24 protein-coding genes and 1 other RNA gene are annotated in these 26,967 nt (G+C 61.0%); 17 read left to right on the top strand and 8 right to left on the bottom strand.

Annotated elements, in window-relative coordinates; all coding sequences use genetic code 11:
* The first annotated feature begins 92 nt into the window (after positions 1–92).
* Positions 93–2,822 (top strand): LuxR C-terminal-related transcriptional regulator, encoded by a 2,730-nt coding sequence (locus tag GIW48_RS01305; protein WP_236460314.1) that lies wholly within the window; start codon positions 93–95, stop codon positions 2,820–2,822.
* Positions 2,823–2,973: 151 nt separating this feature from the next.
* On the opposite strand, the gene GIW48_RS01310 is transcribed toward GIW48_RS01305, so the two are convergent.
* The 4 genes from GIW48_RS01310 to GIW48_RS01325 are packed head-to-tail and all read right to left on the bottom strand — an operon-like array spanning position 2,974 to position 6,410.
* Positions 2,974–3,534, bottom strand: a complete 561-nt coding sequence (locus GIW48_RS01310) for a PqiC family protein (RefSeq protein ID WP_236460315.1) — start codon at positions 3,532–3,534, stop codon at positions 2,974–2,976.
* 14 nt (positions 3,535–3,548) lie between these two features.
* Positions 3,549–5,198, bottom strand: coding sequence for a PqiB family protein (locus GIW48_RS01315; RefSeq protein WP_236460316.1), 1,650 nt, complete (start codon positions 5,196–5,198; stop codon positions 3,549–3,551).
* Positions 5,179–5,823 carry a paraquat-inducible protein A gene (locus GIW48_RS01320; RefSeq protein ID WP_236460317.1) on the bottom strand — a complete coding sequence of 215 codons (645 nt, stop codon included), beginning with the start codon at positions 5,821–5,823 and terminating at the stop codon, positions 5,179–5,181. Before GIW48_RS01320 ends, GIW48_RS01315 begins: the two co-directional genes overlap by 20 nt.
* Complete coding sequence (locus tag GIW48_RS01325; protein ID WP_169986918.1) at positions 5,820–6,410, bottom strand: paraquat-inducible protein A; 591 nt, start codon at positions 6,408–6,410, stop codon at positions 5,820–5,822. Before GIW48_RS01325 ends, GIW48_RS01320 begins: the two co-directional genes overlap by 4 nt.
* A 136-nt stretch (positions 6,411–6,546) precedes the next feature.
* Here GIW48_RS01325 and GIW48_RS01330 point away from each other — a divergent pair, with 136 nt between their 5' ends.
* Together GIW48_RS01330 and GIW48_RS01335 are read left to right on the top strand one after the other, a co-directional pair.
* The gene (locus GIW48_RS01330) at positions 6,547–7,191 is read left to right on the top strand and encodes an MBL fold metallo-hydrolase (protein WP_017138198.1); all 645 of its coding nucleotides are present in this window, start codon (positions 6,547–6,549) and stop codon (positions 7,189–7,191) included.
* A gap of 243 nt (positions 7,192–7,434) precedes the next feature.
* Entirely contained in the window at positions 7,435–8,214 is a 780-nt protein-coding gene (locus GIW48_RS01335; RefSeq protein WP_017138197.1) for an OmpA family protein, read from the top strand.
* Between the two features lie 68 nt (positions 8,215–8,282).
* Here the strand turns inward: GIW48_RS01335 and GIW48_RS01340 are convergent, their stop codons facing one another.
* From GIW48_RS01340 to GIW48_RS01355, 4 genes are all read right to left on the bottom strand, one after another.
* Entirely contained in the window at positions 8,283–8,864 is a 582-nt protein-coding gene (locus GIW48_RS01340) for a BON domain-containing protein (protein WP_017138196.1), read from the bottom strand.
* Positions 8,861–9,454: a phosphoheptose isomerase gene (locus GIW48_RS01345; RefSeq protein WP_007904374.1), complete on the bottom strand. Its 594-nt coding sequence runs from the start codon at positions 9,452–9,454 to the stop codon at positions 8,861–8,863. The genes GIW48_RS01340 and GIW48_RS01345 overlap by 4 nt, the downstream gene beginning before the upstream one ends.
* A 92-nt stretch (positions 9,455–9,546) precedes the next feature.
* The gene (locus GIW48_RS01350) at positions 9,547–9,918 is read right to left on the bottom strand and encodes a YraN family protein (RefSeq protein ID WP_017138195.1); all 372 of its coding nucleotides are present in this window, start codon (positions 9,916–9,918) and stop codon (positions 9,547–9,549) included.
* Entirely contained in the window at positions 9,918–11,729 is a 1,812-nt protein-coding gene (locus GIW48_RS01355) for a penicillin-binding protein activator (RefSeq protein ID WP_236460318.1), read from the bottom strand. Before GIW48_RS01355 ends, GIW48_RS01350 begins: the two co-directional genes overlap by 1 nt.
* A gap of 165 nt (positions 11,730–11,894) precedes the next feature.
* Here GIW48_RS01355 and rsmI point away from each other — a divergent pair, with 165 nt between their 5' ends.
* The 14 genes from rsmI (at position 11,895) to GIW48_RS01425 (ending at position 26,963) form a co-directional block, all read left to right on the top strand.
* A complete protein-coding gene (gene rsmI, locus GIW48_RS01360; protein WP_017138193.1) occupies positions 11,895–12,800 on the top strand; it encodes a 16S rRNA (cytidine(1402)-2'-O)-methyltransferase in 906 nt (301 codons plus the stop codon).
* A gap of 96 nt (positions 12,801–12,896) precedes the next feature.
* Positions 12,897–13,250, top strand: an RNA gene (rnpB, locus tag GIW48_RS01365) — RNase P RNA component class A.
* 355 nt (positions 13,251–13,605) lie between these two features.
* On the top strand, positions 13,606–14,061 hold the full coding sequence (gene mraZ / locus GIW48_RS01370; RefSeq protein ID WP_003171868.1) for a division/cell wall cluster transcriptional repressor MraZ: 456 nt from the start codon (positions 13,606–13,608) through the stop codon (positions 14,059–14,061).
* On the top strand, positions 14,058–15,005 hold the full coding sequence (rsmH, locus tag GIW48_RS01375; RefSeq protein WP_017138192.1) for a 16S rRNA (cytosine(1402)-N(4))-methyltransferase RsmH: 948 nt from the start codon (positions 14,058–14,060) through the stop codon (positions 15,003–15,005). Before mraZ ends, rsmH begins: the two co-directional genes overlap by 4 nt.
* Entirely contained in the window at positions 15,002–15,295 is a 294-nt protein-coding gene (ftsL, locus tag GIW48_RS01380) for a cell division protein FtsL (protein WP_003216203.1), read from the top strand. Before rsmH ends, ftsL begins: the two co-directional genes overlap by 4 nt.
* Positions 15,295–17,037, top strand: coding sequence for a peptidoglycan D,D-transpeptidase FtsI family protein (locus GIW48_RS01385; protein WP_169986985.1), 1,743 nt, complete (start codon positions 15,295–15,297; stop codon positions 17,035–17,037). Before ftsL ends, GIW48_RS01385 begins: the two co-directional genes overlap by 1 nt.
* Positions 17,037–18,500, top strand: coding sequence for a UDP-N-acetylmuramoyl-L-alanyl-D-glutamate--2,6-diaminopimelate ligase (locus tag GIW48_RS01390; RefSeq protein ID WP_017138190.1), 1,464 nt, complete (start codon positions 17,037–17,039; stop codon positions 18,498–18,500). Before GIW48_RS01385 ends, GIW48_RS01390 begins: the two co-directional genes overlap by 1 nt.
* Positions 18,493–19,863, top strand: coding sequence for a UDP-N-acetylmuramoyl-tripeptide--D-alanyl-D-alanine ligase (locus GIW48_RS01395; RefSeq protein ID WP_017138189.1), 1,371 nt, complete (start codon positions 18,493–18,495; stop codon positions 19,861–19,863). The genes GIW48_RS01390 and GIW48_RS01395 overlap by 8 nt, the downstream gene beginning before the upstream one ends.
* Positions 19,863–20,945 carry a phospho-N-acetylmuramoyl-pentapeptide-transferase gene (mraY, locus tag GIW48_RS01400; protein ID WP_017138188.1) on the top strand — a complete coding sequence of 361 codons (1,083 nt, stop codon included), beginning with the start codon at positions 19,863–19,865 and terminating at the stop codon, positions 20,943–20,945. Before GIW48_RS01395 ends, mraY begins: the two co-directional genes overlap by 1 nt.
* 6 nt (positions 20,946–20,951) lie before the next feature.
* Positions 20,952–22,298: a UDP-N-acetylmuramoyl-L-alanine--D-glutamate ligase gene (murD, locus tag GIW48_RS01405; protein ID WP_170036289.1), complete on the top strand. Its 1,347-nt coding sequence runs from the start codon at positions 20,952–20,954 to the stop codon at positions 22,296–22,298.
* Positions 22,295–23,512, top strand: a complete 1,218-nt coding sequence (gene ftsW / locus GIW48_RS01410; RefSeq protein WP_020372698.1) for a putative lipid II flippase FtsW — start codon at positions 22,295–22,297, stop codon at positions 23,510–23,512. The genes murD and ftsW overlap by 4 nt, the downstream gene beginning before the upstream one ends.
* On the top strand, positions 23,502–24,572 hold the full coding sequence (gene murG / locus GIW48_RS01415; RefSeq protein ID WP_236460319.1) for an undecaprenyldiphospho-muramoylpentapeptide beta-N-acetylglucosaminyltransferase: 1,071 nt from the start codon (positions 23,502–23,504) through the stop codon (positions 24,570–24,572). Before ftsW ends, murG begins: the two co-directional genes overlap by 11 nt.
* Entirely contained in the window at positions 24,565–26,010 is a 1,446-nt protein-coding gene (gene murC / locus GIW48_RS01420; protein ID WP_017138184.1) for a UDP-N-acetylmuramate--L-alanine ligase, read from the top strand. Before murG ends, murC begins: the two co-directional genes overlap by 8 nt.
* On the top strand, positions 26,007–26,963 hold the full coding sequence (locus tag GIW48_RS01425) for a D-alanine--D-alanine ligase (protein WP_017138183.1): 957 nt from the start codon (positions 26,007–26,009) through the stop codon (positions 26,961–26,963). The genes murC and GIW48_RS01425 overlap by 4 nt, the downstream gene beginning before the upstream one ends.
* Positions 26,964–26,967: the final 4 nt, after the last annotated feature.

Genomic DNA, 26,967 nt, shown 5'->3' on the forward strand with positions numbered 1-26,967 from the left:
CAAATGTCGCAAAGATCTACAAACCCGCCGCTTTTACCGCTAGTCTGCGGACATCTGCAATGCCGACAACAGCCTTCTACAAGAGCCCGGCGATGACTGATCTGTCCCGAATCCAAGGCCCTGCAAGCGCGGTGATTCCGACCCTGGAAGCGCGTTTCTACAGGCCGCCTTTACCTGATGGCTATGTGCTGCGCCCGCGCCTGTGCGAACGCTTGAGCGCGGGTCTTGCAGGGCGACTGTTGCTGGTGAGTGCCCCAGCCGGGTTCGGCAAGAGTTCGTTGGCGGTGGAGTTTTGTCAGAGCCTGCCGGCGCATTGGCAAAGCCTGTGGCTGGGCCTGAGCCCGCGAGATAACGACCCCGGCCGCTTCCTTGAGCGCTTGCTCGACGGCTTGCAGCAATATTTCCCGCAACTCGGCGCCCAATCCCTGGGTTTGCTGAAAATGCGTCAGCGTCACCAACCCTTTGCCTTTGAAGAATGGCTCGACGGCTTGCTCGACGAGCTGACGCTGCACCTGTCCACGCGCGCGCCCTTGCTGCTGGTGCTGGATGACTACCATCTGGCCCAAGGCCCGGTGCTGGACCGCTGCCTGCAATTTTTCCTCAATCATTTACCCGATGGCCTGCTGGTTTTGGTCACCAGCCGCCAGCGCCCGGACTGGCACCTGGCGCGGCTGCGACTCTCGCGCCACCTGCTGGAGCTGCACGAACAAGACCTGCGCCTGACCCACGACGAATCGCTGGCCGTACTCGACAGGCACAGCAGCTCGTTGCGCGGCGAAGCCCTGGACAACCTGATCCGTCGCAGCGAGGGCTGGGTGGCTGGCCTGCGCTTCTGGCTGCTGGCCCTCTCCGAAGCTGGCAATGAAGCCGCGTTGCCGCAACATTTGCACGGTGGCGAAGGGCTGATCCGCGACTACTTGCTCGAAGAAGTCATTGATTGCCTGCCAGCAGAAGTTCAAGCCTTCCTCTACGACACTGCGCCTCAGGATCGTTTTTGCAGTGAGCTGTGCGACGCCGTGCGCGAAGCCCACGACAGCGCGCACATCCTCGGTTATTTACAGGCCCACCAAGTGTTTCTGGTGCCGCTCGATGAGCAGGGCCACTGGTATCGCTACCACCATCTGTTTTCCGACCTGCTGCGTACCCGCCGTGCGAGCAGTGCCACCGTGCCGATTGCCAGCCTGCACCTGCGTGCCTGCCGCTGGTTCAACACCCAGGGCTTGATCGATGAAGCGGTGGAACAGGCGTTGCGCGCCGGCCACCTGGATGTGGCGGCGAACCTGGTGCAGAACCTGTCGGAGGAGCAACTGCTGGCCGAACAGAACGTCGGCATGCTGCTGCGCTGGAAGATGGACTTGCCCGACAGCCTGCTGATCAGCACGCCGCGTTTGATCGTGCTCTACAGTTGGGCATTGGGGCTGGCCTGCCAACTGGATGCGGCCGAAGAACTGTCTGGCTACCTCAGCCGCTTCCTGCCGGCACCGTCGGCCACTGCGCAAAAGTCGATGCTGGCACAGTGGCTGGCGCTGAGCGGGATTATCGCTCGAGGCCGAGGCGATCGTGAGTCGACCCTGCGCTACTGCAGCGAGGCGTTGGAAAGCTTGCCGCAAAAACGTTACGGCCAGCGCCTGATGTGCCTGTCGACCCTCTCAAACCTGGCAATCGTCGATGCCGACCTGTGGCGTGCCCGTGGCCTGAATCGCGAATCCCTGGAGCTGGCGCAGCGCGTCGGTAACCCGCTGTTCGAGGCGTTGGCCCATTACGATCGCGCGCGGGTGTTGCAGGCGCGGGGCGAAATCCTGCGTTCCCTGGACGAAGTGCGCCAGGGGCTGCAACGTCTGCATGGCTTGGCGCCGCAGCGGCTGTACGCGGTGCGCGCGCGGTTGTCGCTGTACGAGGGCTATCTGCTGCTGGTGCGCTATCAGCCCGAGGCCGGCCTTGTCCGTTTACGCGCGGGTCTGAACGAAGCCCGCGCCTGCCGGGATATCAGCGTGCTGATCGGGCATTGTGTAATTGCCAGCTTTGAAGGGCGCCGTGGGGACTTTCCCACAGCGTTTGCCGAGCTTGCCGAAGCTGAGCGCTTGATGCACATCTGGGATGTGCCGCCGATCTACTACCTGGCGATGATCACCCTGATCAAATGCGAGCTGTGGCTGGCTCAAGGCCGCACTGACTTGGCAGATGCCTGGTTGACCCGGCTGGGGCAAACCTACAACGGTGAACACGCAGCAGCAGCGCCGGAATTTCACCCGCACTTGCCACAACATATCGAGCTGCAACAGGCTGCGCTGGACGCCACCCGTCATCAGCCGGCCGCCGCGTTGCAACGCCTCGAGGAGCTGGCTCAGCAAGCGCATAACAGTGGGCGGCAAATGATTGCCCTAATGGCCCTGACCCAGCAGGTGCAGTTGCTGCTGGCGTGTGGGCAGCAAGACCAGGCCCGGCAAGTATTGGCCCGCGCCCTTGAGGCGGGCGCCGGTGGGGCGTTGCAACCCTTTCAGCGGCTGCTGGAGAGTTATCCGGACTGGATGCGTGAGCAGCTTGGCCGGGAGGCTCATGGCTTGCTGAACCAGAGTTTGTTGGTGCTGTTACCGGTTGTAGCTGACGCCCAAGTACCGTCCGGCCAGGAAACCCTCAGCGTCCGCGAACTGGCGGTGCTGCAACTGATCGCCCAGGGGTGTTCGAACCAGGAAATCAGCAATCAGTTGTTTATCTCCCTGCACACGGTGAAAACCCACGCCAGCCATATCAACAGCAAACTGGGTGTAGAGCGCCGGACTCAAGCGGTGGCCCGTGCCAAGTCGATGGGGCTACTGGCCTGATAATGGGCCAGCTTTCCTGTAGAAGCTGGTGTGTGGGAACTGGCTTATGTGGGAGCTGGCTTGCCTGCGATGCAGGCACCTCGGTCTATCAGTCAAACTTAGGTGATGCTATCGCAGGCAAGCCAGCTCCCACACTGGTCTGACTGTCTCGCTACGGCGCAGTCGGGCACGCTTTCAGCGACGTGTCGGCGGTTTTGCTGACCAACGCGGCAAAACGCTTGAGGTTGTTCTGATGCGCCACCACCAGGTCGTCAATGCTCGGGCCTGCGGGTGTCTGCAAGGTGGTGCGGCAAGTCAGCGGTGCGGCATCTCCCCCGCTTGTGGACCGCAGGCGCCAGCGCACATCGAGCAGCGCGTATTGGCCCGGCGCCGAGTCAAATCGCTGCACTTCAACGCGCAACGACAGGGGCTGACGGGAGTGACTGTTGGCCAATTGATCCACCAGCGCGCTTTTCAGCTCATCGGCCAGGGTTGCGGCCCACCATTGGGTTTCAAGGATCGCCACGCCACTGTCGCCCTGGCGAATCACGATTTGTGCGCGGTCGACCTGGGGCGGCACGCTGATGCTTTCAATGCGGATATCGCTGGCCTGTGCCTGAGTGCTGTTATTCCAGTGCACCGGGGTGAGAGTGTGGAACGCAATCGGCTCACTGCGACAGGCCGCGAGCAGCACCAGCGCGGCGACCAGGGTAAGTTTCAAGAGAAAGGTCATGGCGGCTCCAATGGTCATTTGCGCGGCGGCCCTTGCAGGTCTGTTGGCGCGGCGTTGTCAGGGCGACCGCGAATCAGCGATTCCGGATGCCGGCCCAGGTAGTCCGACAGTTCGCGCAAGGAGCGCGACATGCGCGCCAGTTCATCCAGGGTCTGGGTCAGTTGTTCACGTTGCGGCGAGTCTTCGGCCAGGGTTGAGTTGGCCGACTGCAAGGTCTTGCTCACGTCGCCCAGGGTGCTCTGCACGCCAGGCAGGGTCTTGGCGTTGAACTGGGCAAGGCTTTTGCGCAGCTCAACCAGGCTGCCGTCGAGGTTGCCGGCGATGCGCTCCATCGGCAGTTGGTTGACCTTGTTGACGATGCCTTCGAGTTTCTCCTGCAACTGTTCCAGATTGCCGGGGATGGTCGGAATGTTGACCGGGCGCAGGTTCGGGTCAAACGTGACTTTGTCGGCTTTCGGGAAAAAATCCAGGGCGATGTACAGCTGGCCGGTCAGCAGGTTGCCGCTGCGGGCCTGAGCGCGCAGGCCGTTTTCGATAAAGGTGCCGATCAGGCGCACGCCGCCTGCTTCATCGTTAGGGTCATGGTTGGTGGCCTTGAGCAGCTTGGTGTTGGCTTCGCCGAGCAATTGCGGGTAAATAACGATGCCGACGTTGATCGGGAAACTGCGTTTTTTGGCATCGAAGTCCAGGTTGATCGACACCACTTTGCCGAACTCGACCCCAAGAAATTCCACCGGCGCGCCGACCTTGAGCCCACGCAATGCCTGATCAAAACGCAGCGCCATGTATTGCCCTTGACCGTTGGGCGGGGCGAGGGCGCTTTGCTGGTCGTCGAACAGTTCATAGGGGTGATCTTCGCTGGCCGGTTTGTCGTTGGGGCTGTAGGGCGGTGCCTGGAACGCGATGCCGCCGGCCAACATCGATGACAATGACTCGGTTTTCAGCGCGAAACCATTGGCGCCGACGCTCAGGTCAATGCCGCTGGCATTCCAGAATCGCGTGTTTTCGGTGACGTACACATCATTGGGCGCATGCACAAAGACCTCGATCTTCACGCCCTTGCCATCGTCATCCAGCTCATAGGCCACGACCTGGCCCACCGGGATCTTGCGGTAGTACACCGGCGAGCCGATATCCAGGGAGCCCAGGCCCTGGGTATGCAACGTGAAGCGTTTGCCCGGCTCGCCATAGGTGATGGGCGGCGGGTTTTCCAGGCCCTTGAACTGTTTGGCGCGGGTATCGGATTGGCCGATATCGGCACCGATATAGTCACCGGACAGCAGGGTATCGATGCCCGACACGCCACCGGCACCGATGCGTGGGCGGACTACCCAGAACTTGGAGTCTTCACGGGTGAAGCTTTCCGCCTGCTTGGCCAACTTGATGGTGGCGTTGACGCTTTTCTGGTCATCGCTCAAGGCCACATCCGAGACTTGGCCGATCACCACGTTGCGGTATTTGACTTCGGTTTTATTGGCGACCAGGCCGTTGCCGGTCTTGAAGTTGAGGACGATGATAGGCCCCTGTTGCAGCACGCTGTGTACCACCAGCGAGATGCCCACCAGCACCGCCACGATCGGCACGATCCACACCAGCGAAACGCTGAAGCGCCGCGTCTTGATCGCCGGTGAGCCGGCGGGGGTGTCAGTGTTGCGTGAACTCATCCGAGATCTCCTCGTTGTGTGGGTTTTCCCAGATCAGGCGTGGGTCGAAACTCATGGCCGCGAGCATGGTGAACACCACCACCAGACCAAAAAACAAAATGCCCAGGCGCGGCTCGATGGTGCCCAGCGCCTGGAACTTCACCAGCGCGGCCACCAGCGCGACCACAATCACATCGAGCATGGACCAGTAGCCGATCAGCTCGACAAACCGAAACAGCTTCGAGCGCTCCTTGCGCGCCCACTGGCTGTTGCGCTGCACGGTGACCAGCAACAGGGTCAGCGAGAGAAACTTGATGCCCGGCACCGCAATGCTGGCAATGAAGATGATCAGGGCAATGTCCCAGGCACCATGCTGCCAGAACTCCAGCACGCCGCTCATGATGGTGCTGTCCGCGCCGGAACCAAGCAGGGTGGTGTTCATCACCGGCAATAAATTCGCCGGGATATAAAACGCCAGTGCCGTGAGCATGTAGGCCCAGGTGCGGGTCAGCGAGTGGACTTTACGCCGATGCAGCGGCGCGCCGCAGCGTTCACACTCGCTGGGTTCGTCGCGCATGTCGCACGGCTGGCCGCAGGTATGGCACAGGCACAGGTTGAGTTCACGGGCGGTCGGTGGTGAGTTCATACGGCGTCCCACAAGTCGCGTACGTCACGCCCGGCGATGCGAATCAGCAGCAAGGCGAGGGCGGCGAGGGCGAACAGGCCGGTGCCGGGGATCACGTCGAGCATGCCGGCCAGCTTGAACACCGCAACCATGGCGCCCAGCAGGCAGACTTCGAGCATGCTCCACGGCCTCAGCGCTTCCAGCCAGCGCATGCACAGTTTGAACGCTGGCGAGCGCTTGCCGGCCAGGGCGAAACTCAGCACCCACATCAGCAAGAGCAACTGAAACACCGGCGCGATGATGATCGAGATCGCCGCGACCAGCGCAATAAAAGTGATCGGCCCCAGGCTCAGCGCGACCACCGAGTCCCACAGGGTCGCGCTGTTTTTCAAGCCTTTGAGGCTGATGCTCATCACCGGATAGAAATTGGCAAAGGTCCACAACACGGCTGCGGTAACGGTGAGCGCGAGGCGCTGTTGCACCGACAAACCGTTGTAGCGCTGCAACACGCCCGCGCAACGGGTGCACAGGGCTTTTTGATGTTTGGCGAGCGTGACCTTTTCGTACACGCAATCGCAGTGTTCGCAGATGATCCGAGAATTGGCCATACGTCTTGCTCCAAATGCGACGCTGCGGTGCGGGTTCCATGGCGCTGGAGTAGCTTAGCAGCTGATGCCCTTCGAATCCGCAGCAAGCTCCACCATACTGCGCCTGGAATGTGCCATAGAGCTTGCAGGAACGCCCATGAATATCGAAAAACCCGTGCTGATCCGCGAAACCTTCCCCGTCGGCCCTTTGCAGTGCAACTGCACCATCATTGGCGATCCGATCAGCAAAAAAGCCATTGTGGTCGACCCGGGCGGCAATCACGAGCTGATCCTTGCGCGCCTTGATGCGCTGGGCCTCAAGGTGGTGAGCATTATCCACACCCACGCCCACTTGGATCACTTCCTGGCGTCCGGCCAGTTGAAAGAGAAGACCGGCGCCACGCTGCATTTGCACAAAGAAGACCAATTTCTTTGGGATAACCTGGAAATGCAATGCCAGATGTTTCGTGTGCCCTACACGCCGGTGCCGTCGCCGGACCGCTGGCTGGAGGACGATGAGGAGTTGGCGTGTGGTTGTGGGGTGGCGCTGCATACGCCGGGGCACACACCGGGTTCGATGAGCTTCTGGTTTGCCGATGCCAAGCTGCTGATCGCCGGCGATACCTTGTTCAAGCGCGGCGTGGGGCGTACCGACCTGTGGGGTGGCGACCAGGCGACTATCGTGCGCTCGATCAAGCAGCGGTTGTACACCCTGGATGAGGGCGCGACCGTGGTGACAGGGCATGGGCCGGACACCTGTTTGGGTGATGAGATGCGCGAGAACCCGTTTGTGCGGGCTTGAGGGTACGCCTGGAAATAATTCCTGGGCGGGCGCTGTTCTCTCTCAAGCACCGCAGTAGCAAAAAACGCAGGTCGCGTTCAGCCTGCGTCTGCTACGGTTTCCCTGGCGGTTATAGGGGCCAGTATTTTGTTCTGGCTCGGGACGTGGCCACGGAATTTTTACCGTTTGTCGCGTTCCAAACTCCGCACAGGTCGATTGCCAATGTCCTCTGCACCACAGAATGCAAAAGTAGGAGCTCCCTTCATGTTCACTCCGCGTCGTCTGCTTGTTGTCGCTACCGCCGTAGCCCTGTTGTCCGGCTGCGCTTCACCTAATCCTTATGGCGGCAGCCAGGGACAGGCCAGCAACGGTTCCGAAGGGGGTATCAGCAAAACCGCCAAATACGGCGGCCTGGGTGCTCTGGCCGGTGCGCTGGCGGGTGCTGCCATCGACCATAACAACCGTGGCAAGGGCGCACTGATCGGTGGTGCTATTGCAGGCCTGGGCGCCGCCGGTTATGGCTACTACGCCGACCAGCAGGAAAAGAAACTGCGCGAAAGCATGGCCAACACCGGTGTTGAAGTGCAGCGCCAGGGTGACCAGATCAAGTTGATCATGCCGGGTAACATTACCTTCGCGACCAACTCCGACGCCATCGCCAGCAGTTTTTACCAGCCGCTCAACAACCTGGCCAACTCCCTCAAGCAGTTCAACCAGAACACCATCCAGATTGTCGGCTACACCGACAGCACGGGCAGCCGCCAGTTGAACATGGACCTGTCCCAGCGTCGTGCCCAGAGCGTGGCCAACTACCTGACCTCTCAAGGCGTCAGCCCGACCAACCTGAGCGCCCGCGGTGCCGGCCCGGATAACCCGATTGCCAGCAACGCCGATGTGAATGGCCGTGCCCAGAACCGTCGTGTAGAAGTTAACCTCGGCCCGATCCCCGGCCAGCAATACGGCCAGCCTGGTCAACAGCAGCAACAACAGGCGCCGCAGCAGAACAACCAGTTCCAGGGCAACCCGTACCAGCAATACCAGTAAACCCTGGGCAATAAAAAGGGCGCCGTGCAGTCAATGCACGGCGCCCTTTTTTGTGGCTGGCGATTACATCAGTCGATGTATTCGAACACTTTCACGATCTTCTGCACGCCGGACACGCCCTGTACCAGGTTGGCGGCACGGGTGGCTTCTGCCTGGGTCAGCAGGCCCATCATGTAGACGATGCCATTATCGGTGACGATCTTGATGCGCGAGCCAGGTACACCGCTGTCGGTGAGCATCTGCGCCTTGATCTTGGTGGTCAGCAGCGCATCGTTGCTGATGGCCAGCAGGGTGATCGGGTCCATGACCTGCAGTTCGTTGTGGACCTTCTTGACCCGCTGGACCGTCGAGGCGGCTTGTTCGGCCTGGGCCTTGAGGTCGGCACGCGGAGTCTGCCCGGCCAGCAGTACCACGCCGTTGAAGCTGGTGACCACAATGCGCGAGGCGCCGTTGCCCAGGTCGGTAGCGGCCTTGGCGACGTTGACCTTGACCTTGGTTTCGATCAGCGAATCGTCGATGGTGCTGCCAAAAGTGCGTGTGCCCCGGTCATCCTGAATGGGTGTGTCGCGTGTCGCAGTGATTGCCGTGCTGCACCCGCTGATGGCGAGGCACAGCGTAATGGCCAAAAGGCTGAGGCGGTTAACGGTCATTCTTCACTCCCGAACAGTTGGCTGTCGATCAGATCGCACAGGCAGTGGATCGCCAGCAGGTGGACTTCTTGAATGCGTGCAGTGACGTTGGCCGGGACACGGATCTCCACGTCCTCAGGCAATAACAGTGAGGCCATGCCGCCGCCGTCGCGCCCGGTCAAGGCTACGACAATCATTTCGCGGTCATGTGCGGCCTGGATCGCTTGAATAATGTTCGCCGAGTTGCCGCTGGTAGAAATAGCCAGCAACACATCGCCGGGTTGGCCCAGGGCGCGTATCTGTTTGGAGAAGATTTCGTTGTAGCTGTAGTCGTTGGCGATCGAAGTGATCGTCGATGAGTCGGTGGTCAGCGCGATGGCCGGCAGGCTCGGGCGCTCGCGCTCGAAGCGGTTGAGCAGCTCGGAGGAAAAGTGCTGGGCATCACCGGCCGAACCGCCGTTGCCGCACGAAAGCATTTTGCCCTCGTTGAGCAAGGCATTGACCATGACCTGACTGGCTTGCTCGATGTGCGGTGCAAGTACGTCCATCGCCTGTTGCTTGGTGTCGATGCTGGCCTGGAAAAGCTGGCGAATTCGGGATTGCATGTCCATCTGTGTGACCTTAAGTAGCGCGGCTGTTTGGCACAGAAATGTGCAGCCCGCAAAGCAAAGAGCAAAAGTGTGTGGTGAAGATATCCGGGCAATCAGCTGTCGAAGGCATTCTTGAGCCAGTTCAAATCAGCTGGGCCTGCCGGTGTGCTTTCCATGGCAACCACATCGAAACGGCAGGGGCTGTCAGCCCAGCGATGCTCTTTTTGCAGGAAAAACTGCGCGGCGAGTATCAGCTTCTGACGCTTGCGCCCATCGATACTGGCGAGCGCGCCACCCCATTGTGCGTGTTTTCTGTAGCGGACTTCGACGAATACTACTGTATCGCCGTCAAGCATGACCAGATCAAGCTCACCGCGTTTACATAACCAGTTCTGCGCCAGAAGGCGCAGACCCTGTTGTTGCAGATAGTTCAGAGCTTGCAGTTCGGCGTCCTTGCCGCTTTGTGCGCTGGACCGCTCGAGCATCAGCGCGGGGTGTCCGGCAGGCGTTGAATCTCGCCGCCGACGAACTTCGCCCATGGCATCTGGCGGTCAACACGCTGGTAGGCGCCGATACCCAGGTTGCCCGACAGGCCGTCAACGCGAGTGTCCGGCAGTGCCTTGAGTTGGCCCAGGCGCGGTGCCAGGCGGTAGGCGTCCACGCCCATCGCATACAGGCGGCCAAGGCTGCCATTGGCCTGTGGCCATTGCGCGGCAACCTGGTTGCGCAGCGGGTCGGTGGTGTTGAGCAGCCACGGGGTTTCGCAGAACATCACGTTGGTCATGTCCAGGTACTGGTTTTTGTCGCCGCTGGCGCTGAACACGTGGGACGTCGCATACACAGGTACATCACCGGCGTACTGGAAGTTAAGTGTCGGTTTGATCTGCTGGGCCAGTTGCGGCGTCACAGCCAGGAAGATGAACTCGATGTCCTGGCGGCGCGAAGGTTGCGCGGCGACGTCGGTGCCGACGGTGCTTTGCAGGCTCTTGGCGCGGCCTTCGCTTTTACGCAGCTGGAACAGGTCAGCAATCTGCTGGGCGAGGGCCACCGGCTGATCGACGTACTCAACGCCAACCACGGTGCCGCCGTTGGCTTCCCAGTCCTGACGGAAGGCTTTATAGACGCGCTCACCCCATTCGCCACGCGGCACCATGGCGGCGGCGCGGTGCAGGCCGTCGGCACGGGCGCGACGCGAGACTTCGCGGGCTTCGTCTTCAGCGGCCAGGCCGAACTGGAACAGTTGCGGCGGGTTTTCGTTAAGTTCGCTGTAGTTCAGGCCCAGGGTGGTGATCGGCAATTGCCCGCGGGAGGCGAGCTGCTTGACCAGTGGTTTCTCCAGCGGGCCGACTACCAGTTGCACGCCGGCAGCCTGGGCCTTGGCGTAGAAGTCGTCGAGGGAGGTCAGGCGCGAACTGTCATAGAACTCGATGACCGGCGGCTTCTGCCCGGCTTGTTCAGCCTGGAAGTGCGCCGCCATGAAGCCTTCGCGCAGCGCCTTGCCGACCGCCGCCAAAGGGCCTTCCTGCGGCAGCAGCAACGCGATTTTGGCCAACGGCTGGCTGGCCAGCTCCTTGAGCTTGGCCAGCGGGGTCGGCAGGTTGACTGCCGCCGGGTGGCCTGGGTTCTGCGCGCGCCAGGTATCAATGGCGGCTTGCTGTTGTTCCAGGGTGCCGGCGCCTTTGATTGCCTGGGCCAGGGTGATCCAGCCGTCGAGGGTCGGGTTGCCGCTGGCTTGCAGTTGCTCTGCAGGCAGCGCGGCGACCAGCGCCCAGATGGCTTCGTGGTTGCTCTTGGCGGCATCACCCGTCAGCAACGGGGCCATGGCCACCCGCTCACGCGCGGCAGCCATAGTCTGGCCATCGGCTTCATAGGCGCGAGCATGCACGGTGCCGGTACGGATCTGCTGGTCAGTCGGCAGCTCCTTCAGGCTTTGCAGGCTGGGGTGGTTCAGGGCGGCCAGAGCCGCTTTGGGTTGGTTGCGCGCCATGGCCAGTTCCGCGGCCAGGGTGCTGGCAAAGACTTGTGCGGCCGGCTTCAGGACATCCAGGGGCACCTGCGCAAGAATCTGCGACGAGCGGCCAGGGTTGTTCTGGTGGTAGGCCAGGTCTGCCGCACTCAGGCGCAGCATCGCGGCCTTTTCTGGCGTACTGGCCTTGGTGGCCTGTTCGAGCAGTTGCTCGATACTGGCATCCGGGGTCCGGGGGAGGTCGCCAAGGCTGGACGAGGGCGAGCTGGCGCACGCGGCCAGTAAGGCAGCGAGGCAGAGGGCGGAGAGCAGCCGCAGGCAAGCGATCATGTAAGTGTTCCTGATACCGATCAAATTAGCGTGGAATTGTACCCAAGCACTGGCCCAGGCGCGATGTTACTGGCGTGAAACCATCGATTTAGGTCGTGTAAATGTTGCGAGCCGGCATCGATGGCCGACCTCGAGGGCATATTATCGGGGCGCCTACGCGCTACAATGCGACTTTTCCTTACCATCGAGGTGTGCGTTTTGACTGCTCCAGGTCCTTTGAATTCCACTGCAGGCTCGCTTTTTGTCGTGGCGACGCCCATTGGCAACCTGGACGACATCAGTGCTCGGGCGCTGAAAGTGTTGCGTGACGTAAAATTGATCGCGGCGGAAGACACGCGGCACTCCCAGCGTTTGATGCAGCATTTTGGCATCAGCACGCCATTAGCCGCGTGCCATGAGCATAACGAGCGCGAAGAAGGCAGCCGTTTTATCACGCGCTTGCTGGCGGGTGACGATGTGGCATTGATCTCGGATGCCGGCACTCCGTTGATTTCCGACCCTGGCTATCACCTGGTTCGCCAGGCGCGTGCCGCTGGTATCAATGTAGTGCCAGTTCCGGGAGCGTGCGCGCTGATTGCGGCATTATCGGCCGCCGGGTTGCCGTCGGACCGTTTTATCTTCGAAGGTTTCCTGCCCGCCAAGGCGGTTGGGCGCCGTGCGCGACTGCAAGCGTTAAAGGAAGAGCCGCGTACGTTGATCTTTTACGAGGCGCCGCACCGCATTCTCGAGTGCTTGCAGGACATGGAGCTGGTGTTCGGCGGCGAACGCTTGGCGCTGTTGGCTCGGGAGCTGACCAAGACCTTCGAGACCCTCAAAGGCTTGCCGTTGGAGGAACTGCGTGCGTTCGTTGAGGGCGACAGTAACCAGCAGCGCGGTGAGTGCGTGGTGCTGGTGGCCGGCTGGACCGCACCGGAAAATGAAGACGCGGTGGGCAGCGAGGCTATGCGCATCCTGGATCTGCTGCTTAAGGAAATGCCCCTGAAGCGTGCGGCAGCCCTGGCGGCTGAGATTACCGGCTTGCGTAAGAACGTACTGTATCAAGTCGCGCTGGATAAGCAGAAAGCCGAATAGTTCCGGGGTTACGCCGGTATCCCGTCCGAACGTGATGGCATTGCTGCACTTTTAATACTTGTCCTCAAGCCGTCGTGCCGTTAACCTGCGCGGCGGAGAGTCGATTGGACAGTCGCTGCCCTCTATGAAAATTAGGGGGGGGAGGAAAGTCCGGGCTCCATAGGGCGAAGTGCCAGGTAATGCCTGGGAGGCGTGAGCCTACGGAAAGTGCCACAGAAAATAACCGCCTAAGCACTTCGGTGCCGGTAAGGGTGAAAAGGTGCGGTAAGAGCGCACCGCACGACTGGCAACAGTTCGTGGCTAGGTAAACCCCACTTGGAGCAAGACCAAATAGGGTCCCAAGGCGTGGCCCGCGCTGGGACCGGGTAGGTTGCTAAAGATGTCCAGTGATGGCCATCGTAGACGAATGACTGTTCAAGACAGAACCCGGCTTACAGATCGACTCTCCACCTTTTTTCCTTCTGCCCGAATCTCGGGCAGAAAACCGGTAGTAACGCAAGAATCCCTCCCTGCCAAATCATTGGCAGATGCATCTTCGTAATACCAAAAAAATCTTACTCTTAATAAATTACTTTAACTTTAAGCCGTAGCTCCATGAGCTATTTGCGGTTGCTGAGTCAAAAACATCGCCAAACTCGCGTTTCTCCTCCTTTTACGTTCCTAAATCTCCGTTCTGTAAGGCTTTTCCTTGAATCCGCGCCTTGACGGTGTGGTGGGCGCATTCCTATAGTGTGCGCAAGTGGCGGAAAGTGGCACAAAGTGGGTTTTTTGAACGTAAAACGCTAAAATTTGGAGAAACGCATCTGTGTTTCGCGGAGCTAACGCTATCAGTCTCGATGCAAAAGGCCGTCTCGCCATGCCGAGCCGGTATCGTGACGAGCTCATTTCGCGAAGTTCAGGCCAGTTAATCATCACGATTGACGCCGTTGACCCTTGTTTGTGTGTTTACCCCCTCGATGAGTGGGAGTTGATCGAAACCAAGTTGCGCGCTCTGCCTTCATTGCGTGAAGAAAACCGCCGCCTGCAGCGTCTGCTGATCGGTAATGCCGTCGACCTTGAACTCGATGGCAGTGGTCGTTTCCTGGTGCCGCCGCGCTTGCGCGAGTACGCCAAGCTGGATAAGCGCGCAATGCTGGTGGGCCAACTGAACAAGTTCCAATTGTGGGACGAAGATGCCTGGGATGCTGTTTCTGCAGCAGACCTGGCTGCTATTCAACAACCGGGCGCTATGCCTGATGAACTGCGTGATTTGATCCTGTGACTATTGATAGCGGCTTTAACCACATCACCGTACTGCTTGACGAAGCCGTTGAGGCTCTCGCCGTACGCGCGGATGGCTGCTATGTGGATGGCACCTTCGGCAGGGGCGGGCACAGCCGGTTGATACTCAGCCAGCTCGGCTCCGACGGTAAACTCCTCGGGTTCGACAAAGACCCTCAAGCGATTGCCACCGGGCAAGCGCTAGCGGCCGAAGACGGCCGCTTTGTCGTTGTGCAGCGCAGCTTTGCCGAGCTGGGTGCCGAAGTCGCCGAGCGCGGCATGGCAGGTAAGGTGGCCGGGGTTTTGCTCGACTTGGGCGTATCCTCCCCACAGCTTGACGACCCCGAGCGCGGCTTCAGTTTCATGAACGACGGCCCGCTCGACATGCGCATGGACCCGACTCGTGGCATCAGCGCTGCGCAGTTCATCGCCACTGCGCCCCATGAAGAAATTACTCGCGTGTTCAAGGAATACGGTGAAGAACGCTTCGCCGGCCGCATGGCCCGTGCCGTGGTTGAGCGCCGTGAAATCCAGCCGTTCGAGCGCACCGCCGACCTGGCTGAAGTGCTCAAGGTTGCAAACCCTGCGTGGGAAAAGGGCAAGAACCCGGCAACCCGTGCGTTCCAGGGGCTGCGCATTCACGTCAATAACGAACTGGGCGATCTGGAAGCCGGCCTCGAAGCCGCACTGGACGCCTTGGAAGTGGGTGGTCGCCTGGTGGTGATCAGCTTCCACTCCCTGGAAGACCGCATCGTCAAACTGTTCATGCGTCGTCTGGTCAAGGGCGAGTCCGATAACCTGCCGCGCAACCTGCCGGTGCGTTTCGAAGCCTTTGTGCCGAAAATCAAAATCCATGGCAAAGCGCAGTTCGCCTCCGAAGCCGAACTCAAGGCCAACCCACGTTCCCGTAGCGCCGTTATGCGCGTCGCGGAGAAGCTGCGGTGAGCAAGCTTTTCGCCAAGCCCCTCCCGGGCGGCAGCTTCTTTATGTTGCTGTTGTTTGTCGGCGTGCTGGTGTCCGCAATTGCGGTGTCTTACAGCGCCCACTACAACCGTCAATTGCTTAACACCCTGTACGGGGAATTGAGCGTGCGTGACAAAGCGCAGGCGGAATGGGGCCGGTTGATCCTTGAGCAAAGCACCTGGACGGCCCATAGCCGTATTGAAGTGCTGGCCACCGAACAGCTGAAAATGCACATTCCTGGTGCGGCCGAAGTGCGGATGGTGGCGCCATGATGAAACTTGAAGGTGCACTTTACCCGTGGCGCTTTCGCCTGATGCTCGGCATCTTGGCTTTGATGGCTGGCGCGATTGCATGGCGGATTATCGATCTGCAAGTGATCGACCGCGACTTCCTGATCGGCGAGGGTAATGCCCGTAGCCTGCGGCATATCCCGATTCCTGCGCACCGCGGCCTGATCACCGACCGTAACGGCGAACCTCTGGCCGTGAGTACGCCGGTGACCACCCTGTGGGCCAATGCCAAGGAGCTGCAAACCGCCAAGGACAAATGGCCTGAGCTGGCTGCCGCGCTGGGCCAGGACCCTAAAGCCTTGAGCGAGCGTCTGGAAGCCCAGGCCAATAAGGAATTCATCTATCTGGTGCGTGGGCTGACGCCTGAGCAGGGCCAGCAAGTGCTCGACCTTAAAGTCCCCGGTGTCTATGGCATCGAGGAGTTTCGTCGTTTCTACCCGGCGGGTGAAACCACCGCGCATATGGTTGGCTTTACCGACATTGATGACCACGGCCGTGAAGGTGTGGAGCTGGCCTACGACGAATGGCTGGCCGGCGTGCCCGGCAAACGGCAGGTCATCAAGGATCGACGCGGCAGACTGATTAAAGATGTCCAGGTGACCAAAAACGCCAAGGCCGGTAAGCCCTTGGCGTTGTCGATTGACCTGCGTCTGCAGTACCTGGCCAACCGCGAGCTGCGTAACGCGATCATCGAGAACGGCGCCAAGGCCGGTAGCCTGGTGATCATGGACGTCAAGACCGGCGAGATCCTCGCCATGGTCAACCAGCCGACCTACAACCCGAACAACCGTCGCAACCTGCAACCGGCGATGATGCGTAACCGCGCCATGATCGACGTGTTCGAGCCGGGTTCGACCATGAAAGCCATTTCCATGAGTGCCGCCCTGGAAACCGGGCGCTGGAAGCCGAGCGACAAGGTCGAGGTTTACCCAGGCACCTTGCAGCTGGGCAAATACACCATTCGTGACGTGTCCCGCAGCGAAGGTCCGGTGTTGGATTTGACAGGCATCCTGATCAACTCCAGTAACGTCGGCATGAGTAAGGTCGCCTTCGATATCGGCGGCGAAACCATCTATCACCTGGCGCAAAAAATCGGTTTGGGCCAACCCACCGGCCTGGATTTCCCAGGCGAGCGCGTGGGCAACCTGCCGAACTACCGCGACTGGAAAAAAGCCGAGACTGCCACGCTCTCCTACGGCTACGGCCTGTCGGTAACCGCGATCCAGCTGGCCCATGCGTTCTCTGTATTGGCCAATAATGGCCGTATGGTTCCACTGAGCTTGATCCACGTCGACGAAGCGCCGAAAGCCACCCAGGTAATCCCGGAAAAAGTCGCCAAGACCATACAAGGCATGCTGCAACAAGTGATCGAAGCCCCGCGCGGTGTGTTCCGGGCACAGGTGCCGGCTTATCACGTGGCTGGCAAGTCCGGTACTGCACGTAAAACCTCGGTCGGCACCAAGGGCTACGCCGAAAACTCTTACCGCTCGCTGTTCGCCGGCTTCGGTCCGATGAGCGATCCGCGCTACGCCATCGTCGTAGTGATTGATGAACCGAGCAAGGCCGGCTACTTCGGTGGCCTGGTGTCGGCTCCGGTATTCAGCAAAGTGATGTCCGGCACCCTGCGCCTGATGAATATTACGCCGGACAACCTGCCGCCGACTCAACAAGCGAACGCAGGACCACCGGCCGCAGCTGTCAAAGCCAATGGAGGGCGCGGCTGATGTCTCTTAGCCTGAACAAGATTTTTGCCCACGCCGGACGCGATCTGCTGATTCGTGAATTGAGCCTGGACAGCCGTAATGTACGCGCCGGTGATCTGTTCCTGGCGGTGCCCGGCGGCAAGCTCGATGGCCGTGCACATATCGCCGATGCCCTGCAACGAGGCGCGGCCGCCGTGGCTTATGAAGTGGAAGGCGCCACCGTGCTGCCGATCACCGACGTGCCCTTGATTCCGGTCAAGGGCCTGGCCGCGCAACTGTCGGACATCGCCGGGCGTTTTTATGGTGACCCGAGCCGTCAGTTGAACCTGATCGGTGTGACTGGCACCAACGGCAAGACCAGCGTGACCCAATTGGTTGCGCAGGCACTCGACCTGCTGGGCCAGCATTGCGGCATTGTCGGCACCCTGGGCACGGGTTTTTACGGTGCGCTGCAAAGCGGCCTGCACACCACGCCGAACCCGATCGCCGTGCAAGCGACCCTGGCCGACCTGAAAAAGGCCGGTGCCAAGGCGGTTGCCATGGAAGTGTCATCCCACGGTCTGGACCAGGGCCGTGTGACTGCCTTGGCGTTTGACGTGGCGGTAATGACCAACCTGTCTCGCGACCACCTCGACTACCACGGCACCATGGAGGCGTACGCCGCCGCCAAGGCCAAGCTGTTCGCCTGGAATGACCTGAAGTGCCGGGTGGTAAACCTGGATGACGCATTCGGCCGCCAACTGGCTGCCGAAGACAGCGAAGCACGCCTGATCACCTACAGCCTGGAAGATTCCAGCGCGTATCTGTATTGCCGTGAAGCCCAATTTAATGACGAAGGCGTGCTCGCCACGCTGGTCACGCCCCAGGGCGAACACCACTTGCGCAGCACCTTGCTCGGGCGTTTCAACCTGAGCAACGTGCTCGCGGCTGTTGGCGCATTGCTTGGCCTGGATTACGCCCTGGACGAAATCCTGCGCGTGCTGCCCAAGCTCGAAGGCCCGGCCGGCCGTATGCAGCGTTTGGGTGGCGGCTCTCAGCCACTGGTGGTGGTCGATTACGCCCACACGCCGGACGCGCTGGAAAAAGTCCTCGAAGCCCTGCGCCCACACGCCAAGGGCAAATTGCTCTGCCTGTTCGGCTGCGGCGGTGACCGTGATCGCGGCAAGCGCCCGCTGATGGCTGAAATCGTCGAGCGCCTGGCCGATGGCGTGCTCGTGACCGACGACAACCCACGCAGCGAAGACCCGAACCAGATTTTCGACGACATCCGTGTCGGCTTTAAAGACGCCACCAAGGCCACCTTCGTTGCCGGTCGCGGTGCCGCCATTGCCCAGCTGATCGCCAGCGCCAGTGCTGAGGACGTGGTGGTACTGGCTGGTAAAGGTCACGAGGACTACCAGGAAATCAACGGCGAACGCCATGCCTTCTCCGATCTGGTCGAGGCTGATCACGCCCTGACTGCCTGGGAGGTCGCCCATGCTTAAAGCGATGAAGTTCAGCGAACTGACCCAGGCCTTGTCGGCCCGCGTAGTGTCGAGCGATTGCAGCTTCGACGGCGTCAGTATCGACAGTCGCAACATCAAGCCGGGGCAGCTGTTTATTGCACTGGCCGGCCCGCGTTTCGATGGGCACGACTACCTGAACGAAGTAGCCGCCAAAGGTGCCGTGGGTGCCTTGGTGCAGCGTGAAGTCACGGACTCGACGCTGCCGCAATTGCTGGTCGCCGATACCCGCCTGGCCCTCGGGCTGTTGGGCGCGCTGAACCGCGCCGCATTTGATAAGCCCGTTGCCGCCATCACTGGCTCCAGCGGCAAAACCACGGTCAAGGAACTGCTTGCCGGCGTGCTGCGCACACGCGGGCCGGTGCTCGCCACCCGTGGCAACCTGAACAATGATTTCGGCGCTCCATTGACCCTGCTCGAACTGGCCCCGGAACACACGGCGGCGGTAATCGAGCTGGGCGCTTCGCGCGTCGGCGAAATTGCTTACACCGTGGCGCTGACCAAGCCTCACGTGGCAATTATCAACAATGCCGGCACCGCCCACGTGGGCGAGTTCGGTGGCCCGGAAAAAATCGTCGAAGCCAAGGGCGAAATCCTCGAAGGCCTCGATGCCTCGGGCACCGCAGTATTGAACCTTGACGACAAGGCCTTCGAGACCTGGCGTGTGCGCGCCGCCGGTCGCAAGGTGCTGACGTTTGCCGTGCTCAACGCGGCGGCTGATTTCCACGCAGCCGACATCACCGTCGACGCCCGTGGTTGCCCGTCCTTCACCTTGCACACACCGCAAGGCAGCGAGCACGTGCAACTGAACCTGCTGGGCAACCATAACGTCGCCAATGCCTTGGCCGCCGCCGCTGCCGCCTCCGCCCTGGGCGTATCGCTGTTCGGTATCGCCACCGGCCTGGGCGCGGTGCAGCCGGTCAAAGGCCGCACCGTGGCACAACTGGCGACCAATGGCATGCGTGTGATTGATGACACCTACAACGCCAACCAGTCCTCCGTCTGCGCCGCTATTGACCTGCTTAAAAGCTTCGCCGGGCGCAAGGTGCTGGTGCTGGGCGATATCGCCGAATTGGGCGACTGGGCCGAGCAGTCCCACCGTGAAGTCGGCGCCTACGCGAGCGGTAAAGTCGACGCGCTTTACGCCGTTGGCCCGAACATGGCCCACGCCGTTGACGCCTTCGGCCTCGGTGCGCGGCATTTCGCTACCCAGGCCGAGCTGATCCAGGCGCTGGTGGCGGCTGAACACGACAAACACACAACCATTTTGATCAAGGGATCGCGCAGCGCGGTGATGGAAAACGTCGTCGCGGCCTTGTGTGGCTCAAGTACGGAGAAACATTAATGCTGCTGCTGCTGGCTGAGTATCTGCAACAGTTCCACAAAGGCTTCGCGGTCTTTCAGTACCTGACCCTGCGCGGGATCCTGGGTGTGCTGACTGCGCTGTCTTTGTCGCTGTTCCTGGGGCCGTGGATGATCCGCACCCTGCAGAACCTGCAAATTGGTCAATCGGTTCGTAATGACGGCCCGCAGTCGCACCTGTCCAAATCCGGCACCCCGACCATGGGCGGTGCGCTGATCCTGTCTTCCATCGGTATCAGCACCTTGCTGTGGGCCGACCTGCATAACCGCTACGTGTGGACGGTGTTGCTGGTGACCCTGTTGTTCGGCGCGATCGGCTGGGTCGATGACTACCGCAAAGTGATCGAGAAAAACTCCAAGGGTTTGCCCAGCCGCTGGAAGTACTTCTGGCAGTCGGTGTTTGGCCTTGGCGCTGCGATCTTCCTGTACATGACCGCGCCAAGCGCCGTCGAAACCACCTTGATCATTCCGATGCTCAAGGACGCCAGCATTCCACTGGGCGTTGGCTTTGTGGTGCTGACCTACTTCGTGATCGTCGGCTCCAGCAACGCGGTGAACCTGACTGATGGCCTCGACGGCCTGGCGATCATGCCGACCGTGATGGTCGGTGGCGCGCTCGGCATCTTCTGCTACCTGTCGGGTAACGTAAAATTCGCTGAATACCTGCTGATCCCTTATGTGCCGGGCGCAGGTGAGTTGATCGTGTTCTGCGGCGCCCTGATCGGTGCCGGCCTGGGTTTCCTGTGGTTCAACACCTATCCCGCCCAAGTCTTCATGGGCGACGTCGGCGCGCTGGCGCTGGGCGCAGCCTTGGGCACCATCGCGGTGATCGTCCGCCAGGAAATCGTGTTGTTCATCATGGGCGGTGTGTTCGTGATGGAAACCCTGTCGGTGGTCATCCAGGTGGCCTCCTTCAAATTGACCGGGCGCCGCGTGTTCCGTATGGCGCCGATTCACCACCACTTTGAACTCAAGGGCTGGCCAGAGCCGCGTGTGATTGTCCGTTTCTGGATCATCACCGTGATTCTGGTACTGGTCGGCCTTGCCACCCTGAAACTGAGGTAGAAACGAGTGTCCCTGATCGCTTCAGACCACTTCCGCATCGTTGTCGGCCTCGGCAAGAGCGGCATGTCCCTGGTTCGCTTCCTGGCGAACCGGGGCACGTCGTTTGCCGTGGCCGATACGCGGGAAAATCCACCGGAGCTGGTCACGCTGCGCCGTGACTACCCGCACGTGGAAGTGCGTTGTGGCGAGCTGGATGTCGAGTTTCTGTGCCGTGCCGATGAGCTCTACGTGAGCCCCGGCCTGGCCTTGGCGACACCGGCCCTGCAAGCGGCAGCGGCGCGTGGCGTGAAGCTGTCCGGCGACATCGACCTGTTTGCGCGCTATGCGAAGGCACCGATCGTGGCCATCAGCGGCTCCAACGCGAAAAGCACCGTGACCACCCTGGTCGGCGAGATGGCGGCTGCGGCCGGCAAGCGCGTGGCCGTGGGCGGTAACCTCGGCACGCCAGCGCTGGACCTGCTCAGCGACGACATCGAGTTGTACGTGATGGAACTGTCGAGCTTCCAGCTCGAAACCACCCACGATCTGGGGGCTGAAGTCGCCACCGTGTTGAACGTGAGTGAAGACCACATGGACCGCTACAGCGGCCTGCCGGCGTACCACCTGGCCAAGCACCGGATTTTCCGTGGTGCCAGGCAATTTGTGGTCAACCGCCAGGATGCCCTGAGCCGTCCGCTGATGGGCGAAGGCATGCCCTGCTGGACCTTTGGCCTGGGCAAACCGGATTTCAAAGCCTTCGGCATTCGCGAAGAGAACGGCGAGAAATACCTGGCCTTCGAATTCCAGAACCTGATGCCGGTACGTGAATTGAAAATCCGTGGCGCGCACAACCAATCCAATGCATTGGCGGCCTTGGCGTTGGGTCACGCCGTCGGCCTGCCATTTGATGCGATGCTGTCGAGCCTGCGCACCTTCGGCGGCCTCGAGCATCGCTGCCAGTGGGTACGCGACCTCAATGGCGTGAGCTACTACAACGATTCCAAGGCCACCAACGTGGGTGCCGCACTGGCTGCCATCGAAGGGCTCGGCGCTGATATCGACGGCAAGCTTGTGCTGATCGCCGGTGGCGACGGCAAGGGTGCCGACTTCAAAGACCTTAAAGGCCCGGTGGCTGCACATTGCCGCGCCGTGGTGCTGATCGGCCGTGACTCGGACTTGATCGCCGCCGCGTTGGGCGACGCAGTACCGCAGGTACGCGCCACCTCGCTGGACGATGCGATTGCCCAATGCAAAGCCCTGGCCCAGCCGGGGGATGCGGTGTTGCTGTCGCCGGCGTGCGCCAGTTTCGACATGTTCAAGAACTACGAAGAGCGCGGCCAGCTGTTCGCTCGCGCCGTGGAGGCCTTGGCATGAATTTCAGAAATATTATCAAGCCGTACCCATCGCCGATCATCACCGGTCGCGGTATCGACCTCGACTTCCCAATGCTCGCCGGCTGCCTGGCGCTGCTGGGCCTGGGGTTGGTCATGATCACTTCTGCGTCCTCGGAAGTGGCCGCAGTGCAGTCGGGCAACACCCTGTACATGATGATCCGTCACCTGGTGTACCTGGTGATCGGTCTCGGCGCCTGCATCGTCACCATGATGATCCCTATCGCTACCTGGCAGCGCCTGGGTTGGCTGATGCTGATCGGCGCGTTTGGTTTGTTGATCATGGTGATCCTGCCCGGCATCGGCCGTGAGGTGAACGGTTCGATGCGCTGGATCGGCTTCGGCGCGTTTAACGTGCAGCCGTCGGAAATCGCCAAGGTGTTCGTGGTGATCTACCTCGCCGGTTACCTGGTCCGTCGCCAGAAAGAAGTGCGCGAAAGCTGGATGGGCTTCTTCAAGCCGTTCATCGTGCTGCTGCCCATGGCTGGCCTGTTGCTGATGGAGCCCGACTTCGGTGCCACCGTCGTAATGATGGGCGCGGCGGCGGCGATGCTGTTTCTCGGCGGTGTGGGCTTGTTCCGGTTCGCCATGATGGTGGTGCTGGCGGTGGTCGCGGTTTACCTGCTGGTGGAAGCACAACCGTACCGTATGGCGCGCCTGATTACCTTTACCGACCCCTGGTCCGATCAGTTCGGCTCCGGCTACCAGTTGACCCAGGCGCTGATCGCCTTTGGTCGCGGCGGATGGCTGGGTGTTGGGCTGGGCAATAGCGTGCAGAAGCAGTTTTACCTGCCGGAAGCGCATACCGACTTCGTGTTCTCCGTGCTGGCCGAAGAACTCGGTGCCGTGGGTTCGCTGTGCACCGTTGCACTGTTCATGTTCGTCTGCGTACGGGCGCTTTACATCGGTCTTTGGGCCGAGAAAGCCAAGCAGTTTTTCGCAGCTTATGTCGCCTACGGCTTGGCGTTTTTGTGGATTGGTCAGGTGCTGATCAACATCGGGGTAAACATCGGTCGCTTGCCGACCAAGGGTTTGACCCTGCCGTTTCTCAGCTACGGCGGCAGCTCGTTGGTCATCTGCTGCGTGTGCCTGGGCTTGCTGCTGCGCATCGAGTGGGAGAGTCGCACCCACCTGGGCAGCGAAGAGATGGAATTCAGCGAGAGCGATTTTGCCGAGGAGCCGGACCATGGGCGCTAACGTGCTGATCATGGCAGGCGGCACCGGGGGCCATGTGTTCCCGGCCCTGGCTTGCGCGCGCGAATTCCAGAACCGTGGCTACACCGTGCATTGGCTCGGTACGCCACGTGGCATCGAAAACGATTTGGTCCCGAATGCCGGCTTGCCGCTGCACTTGATCAACGTCACCGGCTTGCGTGGCAAGGGCAAGTTGTCCCTGCTCAAGGCACCGTTCGTGTTGCTCAAGGCGGTGTGGCAGGCGCGCAAAGTGATTCGTGAGTTGAAGCCGGTGTGCGTGCTGGGCTTTGGTGGTTATGTGACTGGCCCTGGTGGCGTGGCCGCCAAGCTCGCCGGCGTACCGGTGATCGTGCACGAACAGAACGCCGTTGCCGGTACTGCCAACCGCCTGTTGGTGCCGTTGGCCAGCCGAGTGTGCGAGGCGTTCCCGAAGACCTTTGGCGCCTCGGACAAGTTGCGTACCACCGGCAACCCGGTGCGCACCGAACTGTTCATGGCCATTGCCCGTCAGGCGCTGGAGGGCCGTAAGCCACACTTGCTGATCCTGGGCGGAAGCCTGGGCGCGGAGCCGTTGAACAAATTGCTGCCCGAAGCCTTGGCGCTGCTGCCCGTGGACCTGCGTCCCGAAGTGTTCCACCAGGCCGGTAAAAACCACGATGAAATCACCGCTGCCCGCTATCGCGAGGCCGGTGTCGAGGCGAACGTACAGCCTTTTATCAAAGACATGGCCCATGCCTATGGCTGGGCCGACCTGGTGGTCTGTCGCGCTGGTGCGCTGACCGTCAGTGAATTGGCCGCCGCCGGTCTGCCGTCCTTGCTGGTGCCTTTGCCCCACGCCATCGACGATCACCAGACCCGCAACGCCGAATATTTGGCCGGGGAGGGCGCTGCCTTCCTGCTGCCGCAAAGAACGACTGGCGCCGCCGATTTGGCCGCACGCCTGACCGAGGTTTTGATGCAACCGGAACGACTCAACAGCATGGCGAGCACCGCAAGCCGCCTGGCTAAACCTGACGCAACCCGCACCGTGGTCGATATCTGCCTGGAGGTGGCCCATGGTTGAGAATCAGAAAGCCATGCCGCAGCCCGAAATGCGCCGCATCCGTCGTATCCACTTCGTCGGCATCGGCGGCGTGGGCATGTGCGGGATTGCCGAAGTACTGCTGAACCTGGGTTATCAGGTATCCGGCTCGGACTTGAAAGAGTCGCCGGTGACCGATCGCCTGAAAACCTTCGGCGCACAGATCTTTATCGGTCACCGCGCCGAGAACGCCGCCGAGGCTGACGTGCTGGTAGTGTCCAGCGCCGTGAACACCTCCAACCCGGAAGTGGCCACCGCTCTTGAGCGCCGTATTCCAGTGGTGCCACGCGCCGAGATGCTGGCCGAGCTGATGCGCTATCGCCACGGTATCGCCGTGGCTGGTACGCACGGCAAAACCACCACCACCAGCCTGATCGCCTCGGTGTTCGCCGCCGGTGGCCTGGACCCGACCTTCGTGATTGGTGGTCGCCTGAATGCAGCCGGCACCAATGCCCAGCTCGGCACCAGCCGTTACCTGATCGCTGAAGCCGATGAAAGTGATGCGAGCTTCCTGCACCTGCAGCCGCTGGTCGCTGTGGTGACCAACATCGACGAAGACCACATGGCCACCTACGACGGTGACTTCAACAAGTTGAAGAAAACCTTCGTCGAGTTCCTGCACAACCTGCCGTTCTACGGTTTGGCCGTGGTGTGCCTGGACGATCCGGTGGTGCGTGAGATTCTGCCATCGGTCAAACGCCCAACCGTGACCTACGGCTTCAGCGAAGATGCCGACGTGCGCGCGATCAATGTGCGCCAGGAAGGCATGCAAACCTTCTTCACCGTGCTGCGCCCTGACCGCGAGCCGTTGGACGTATCGGTGAACATGCCGGGCAACCACAACGTATTGAACTCGCTGGCGACCATTTGCATTGCTTCCGATGAAGGCGTCAGCGATGAAGCCATCGTCGAAGGCCTGTCGCGCTTTGCCGGTGTCGGCCGGCGCTTCCAGGTCTACGGTCAACTGCCGGTAGAAGGCGGCGACGTGATGCTGGTGGACGACTACGGTCACCACCCAACTGAAGTTGCAGCCGTTATTAAAGCCGTGCGCGGTGGCTGGCCGGAGCGCCGTCTGGTGATGGTTTACCAGCCGCATCGCTACAGCCGCACCCGCGACCTGTACGACGACTTTGTGAATGTATTGGCCGATGCCAACGTGCTGCTGCTGATGGAAGTCTACCCGGCCGGTGAAGAGCCGATTCCGGGCGCCGACAGCCGCAAGCTGTGCAACAGCATCCGTCAGCGTGGCCAGTTGGACCCGATCTACATCGAGCGCGGTGTGGACCTGGCGCCGATCGTCAAGCCGCTGCTGCGTGCCGGTGACATCCTGCTGTGCCAGGGCGCCGGTGATATCGGTGGCCTTGCGCCCAAGCTGCTCGCCAGCCCGCTGTTTGCGGCTGCAAAGGGGAAGTCGAAATGATCACGCATTACGACACCCTGTTCTCGACCATCACGCCTGCCGACTTCGGCCGCGTAGCGGTATTGTTCGGCGGCAAGAGCGCTGAGCGCGAAGTCTCGCTCAAGTCCGGCAATGCCGTACTGGAAGCGCTGCAAAGCGCTGGCGTAAACGCATTCGGTATCGATGTGGGCGACGACTTCCTCGCCCGCTTGCAGGCCGAGAAGATCGACCGTGCCTTCATCATCCTGCACGGCCGTGGCGGTGAAGACGGCAGCATGCAAGGCTTGCTCGAGTGCGCTGGCATCCCTTACACCGGCAGCGGAATCCTCGCGTCGGCACTGGCCATGGACAAGTTGCGCACCAAGCAGGTGTGGCACAGCCTGGGTATTCCAACCCCACGTCACAGCGTGCTGTGCAGCGAAGACGATTGTATTTCTGCAGCCAAGGAACTGGGCCTGCCTTTGATCGTCAAACCTGCCCATGAAGGCTCCAGTATCGGCATGGCCAAAGTGAACTCGGCCGCCGAATTGATCGACGCATGGAAAGCGGCAAGTACCTACGATTCGCAAGTGTTGGTGGAACAGTGGATCCAGGGTCCCGAGTACACCATCGCCACCCTGCGTGGCCAGGTATTGCCACCTATCGCATTGGGCACGCCCCACACCTTTTACGACTACGACGCCAAGTACGTGGCTTCCGATACTCAGTACCGGATCCCGTGTGGCCTCGACGCAACCAAGGAACAGGAATTGATGGACCTCACGGCGAAAGCCTGTGAGGCACTGGGTATCGCCGGTTGGGCGCGGGCAGACGTGATGCAGGATGACCAAGGGAATTTCTGGTTCCTTGAAGTCAACACCGCTCCCGGCATGACCGATCACAGCCTGGTACCTATGGCAGCCCGTGCTGCCGGTCTGGACTTCCAGCAGTTAGTGCTGGCGATCCTGGCCGCAAGCATTGAGCCAAGAGGCTAACCCC

Source organism: Pseudomonas sp. PA-6-3C (assembly GCF_021605825.1).
Classification (GTDB): domain Bacteria; phylum Pseudomonadota; class Gammaproteobacteria; order Pseudomonadales; family Pseudomonadaceae; genus Aquipseudomonas; species Aquipseudomonas edaphica.

Excerpts from the sequence above, each read along its gene's own strand:
- GIW48_RS01425 (WP_017138183.1), top strand. The coding sequence starts at position 26,007 with ATGATCACGCATTACGACACCCTGTTCTCGACCATCACGCCTGCCGAC.
- GIW48_RS01335 (WP_017138197.1), top strand. The coding sequence starts at position 7,435 with ATGTTCACTCCGCGTCGTCTGCTTGTTGTCGCTACCGCCGTAGCCCTG.
- GIW48_RS01350 (WP_017138195.1), bottom strand. The coding sequence starts at position 9,918 with ATGCTCGAGCGGTCCAGCGCACAAAGCGGCAAGGACGCCGAACTGCAA.
- GIW48_RS01305 (WP_236460314.1), top strand. The coding sequence starts at position 93 with ATGACTGATCTGTCCCGAATCCAAGGCCCTGCAAGCGCGGTGATTCCG.
- GIW48_RS01355 (WP_236460318.1), bottom strand. The coding sequence starts at position 11,729 with ATGATCGCTTGCCTGCGGCTGCTCTCCGCCCTCTGCCTCGCTGCCTTA.
- GIW48_RS01395 (WP_017138189.1), top strand. The coding sequence starts at position 18,493 with ATGCTTAAAGCGATGAAGTTCAGCGAACTGACCCAGGCCTTGTCGGCC.
- GIW48_RS01320 (WP_236460317.1), bottom strand. The coding sequence starts at position 5,823 with ATGAACTCACCACCGACCGCCCGTGAACTCAACCTGTGCCTGTGCCAT.
- murC (WP_017138184.1), top strand. The coding sequence starts at position 24,565 with ATGGTTGAGAATCAGAAAGCCATGCCGCAGCCCGAAATGCGCCGCATC.
- GIW48_RS01325 (WP_169986918.1), bottom strand. The coding sequence starts at position 6,410 with ATGGCCAATTCTCGGATCATCTGCGAACACTGCGATTGCGTGTACGAA.
- ftsW (WP_020372698.1), top strand. The coding sequence starts at position 22,295 with ATGAATTTCAGAAATATTATCAAGCCGTACCCATCGCCGATCATCACC.
- GIW48_RS01340 (WP_017138196.1), bottom strand. The coding sequence starts at position 8,864 with ATGACCGTTAACCGCCTCAGCCTTTTGGCCATTACGCTGTGCCTCGCC.
- GIW48_RS01385 (WP_169986985.1), top strand. The coding sequence starts at position 15,295 with ATGAAACTTGAAGGTGCACTTTACCCGTGGCGCTTTCGCCTGATGCTC.
- GIW48_RS01330 (WP_017138198.1), top strand. The coding sequence starts at position 6,547 with ATGAATATCGAAAAACCCGTGCTGATCCGCGAAACCTTCCCCGTCGGC.
- GIW48_RS01310 (WP_236460315.1), bottom strand. The coding sequence starts at position 3,534 with ATGACCTTTCTCTTGAAACTTACCCTGGTCGCCGCGCTGGTGCTGCTC.
- murG (WP_236460319.1), top strand. The coding sequence starts at position 23,502 with ATGGGCGCTAACGTGCTGATCATGGCAGGCGGCACCGGGGGCCATGTG.
- GIW48_RS01390 (WP_017138190.1), top strand. The coding sequence starts at position 17,037 with ATGTCTCTTAGCCTGAACAAGATTTTTGCCCACGCCGGACGCGATCTG.
- GIW48_RS01345 (WP_007904374.1), bottom strand. The coding sequence starts at position 9,454 with ATGGACATGCAATCCCGAATTCGCCAGCTTTTCCAGGCCAGCATCGAC.
- GIW48_RS01315 (WP_236460316.1), bottom strand. The coding sequence starts at position 5,198 with ATGAGTTCACGCAACACTGACACCCCCGCCGGCTCACCGGCGATCAAG.
- rsmI (WP_017138193.1), top strand. The coding sequence starts at position 11,895 with ATGCGACTTTTCCTTACCATCGAGGTGTGCGTTTTGACTGCTCCAGGT.
- mraY (WP_017138188.1), top strand. The coding sequence starts at position 19,863 with ATGCTGCTGCTGCTGGCTGAGTATCTGCAACAGTTCCACAAAGGCTTC.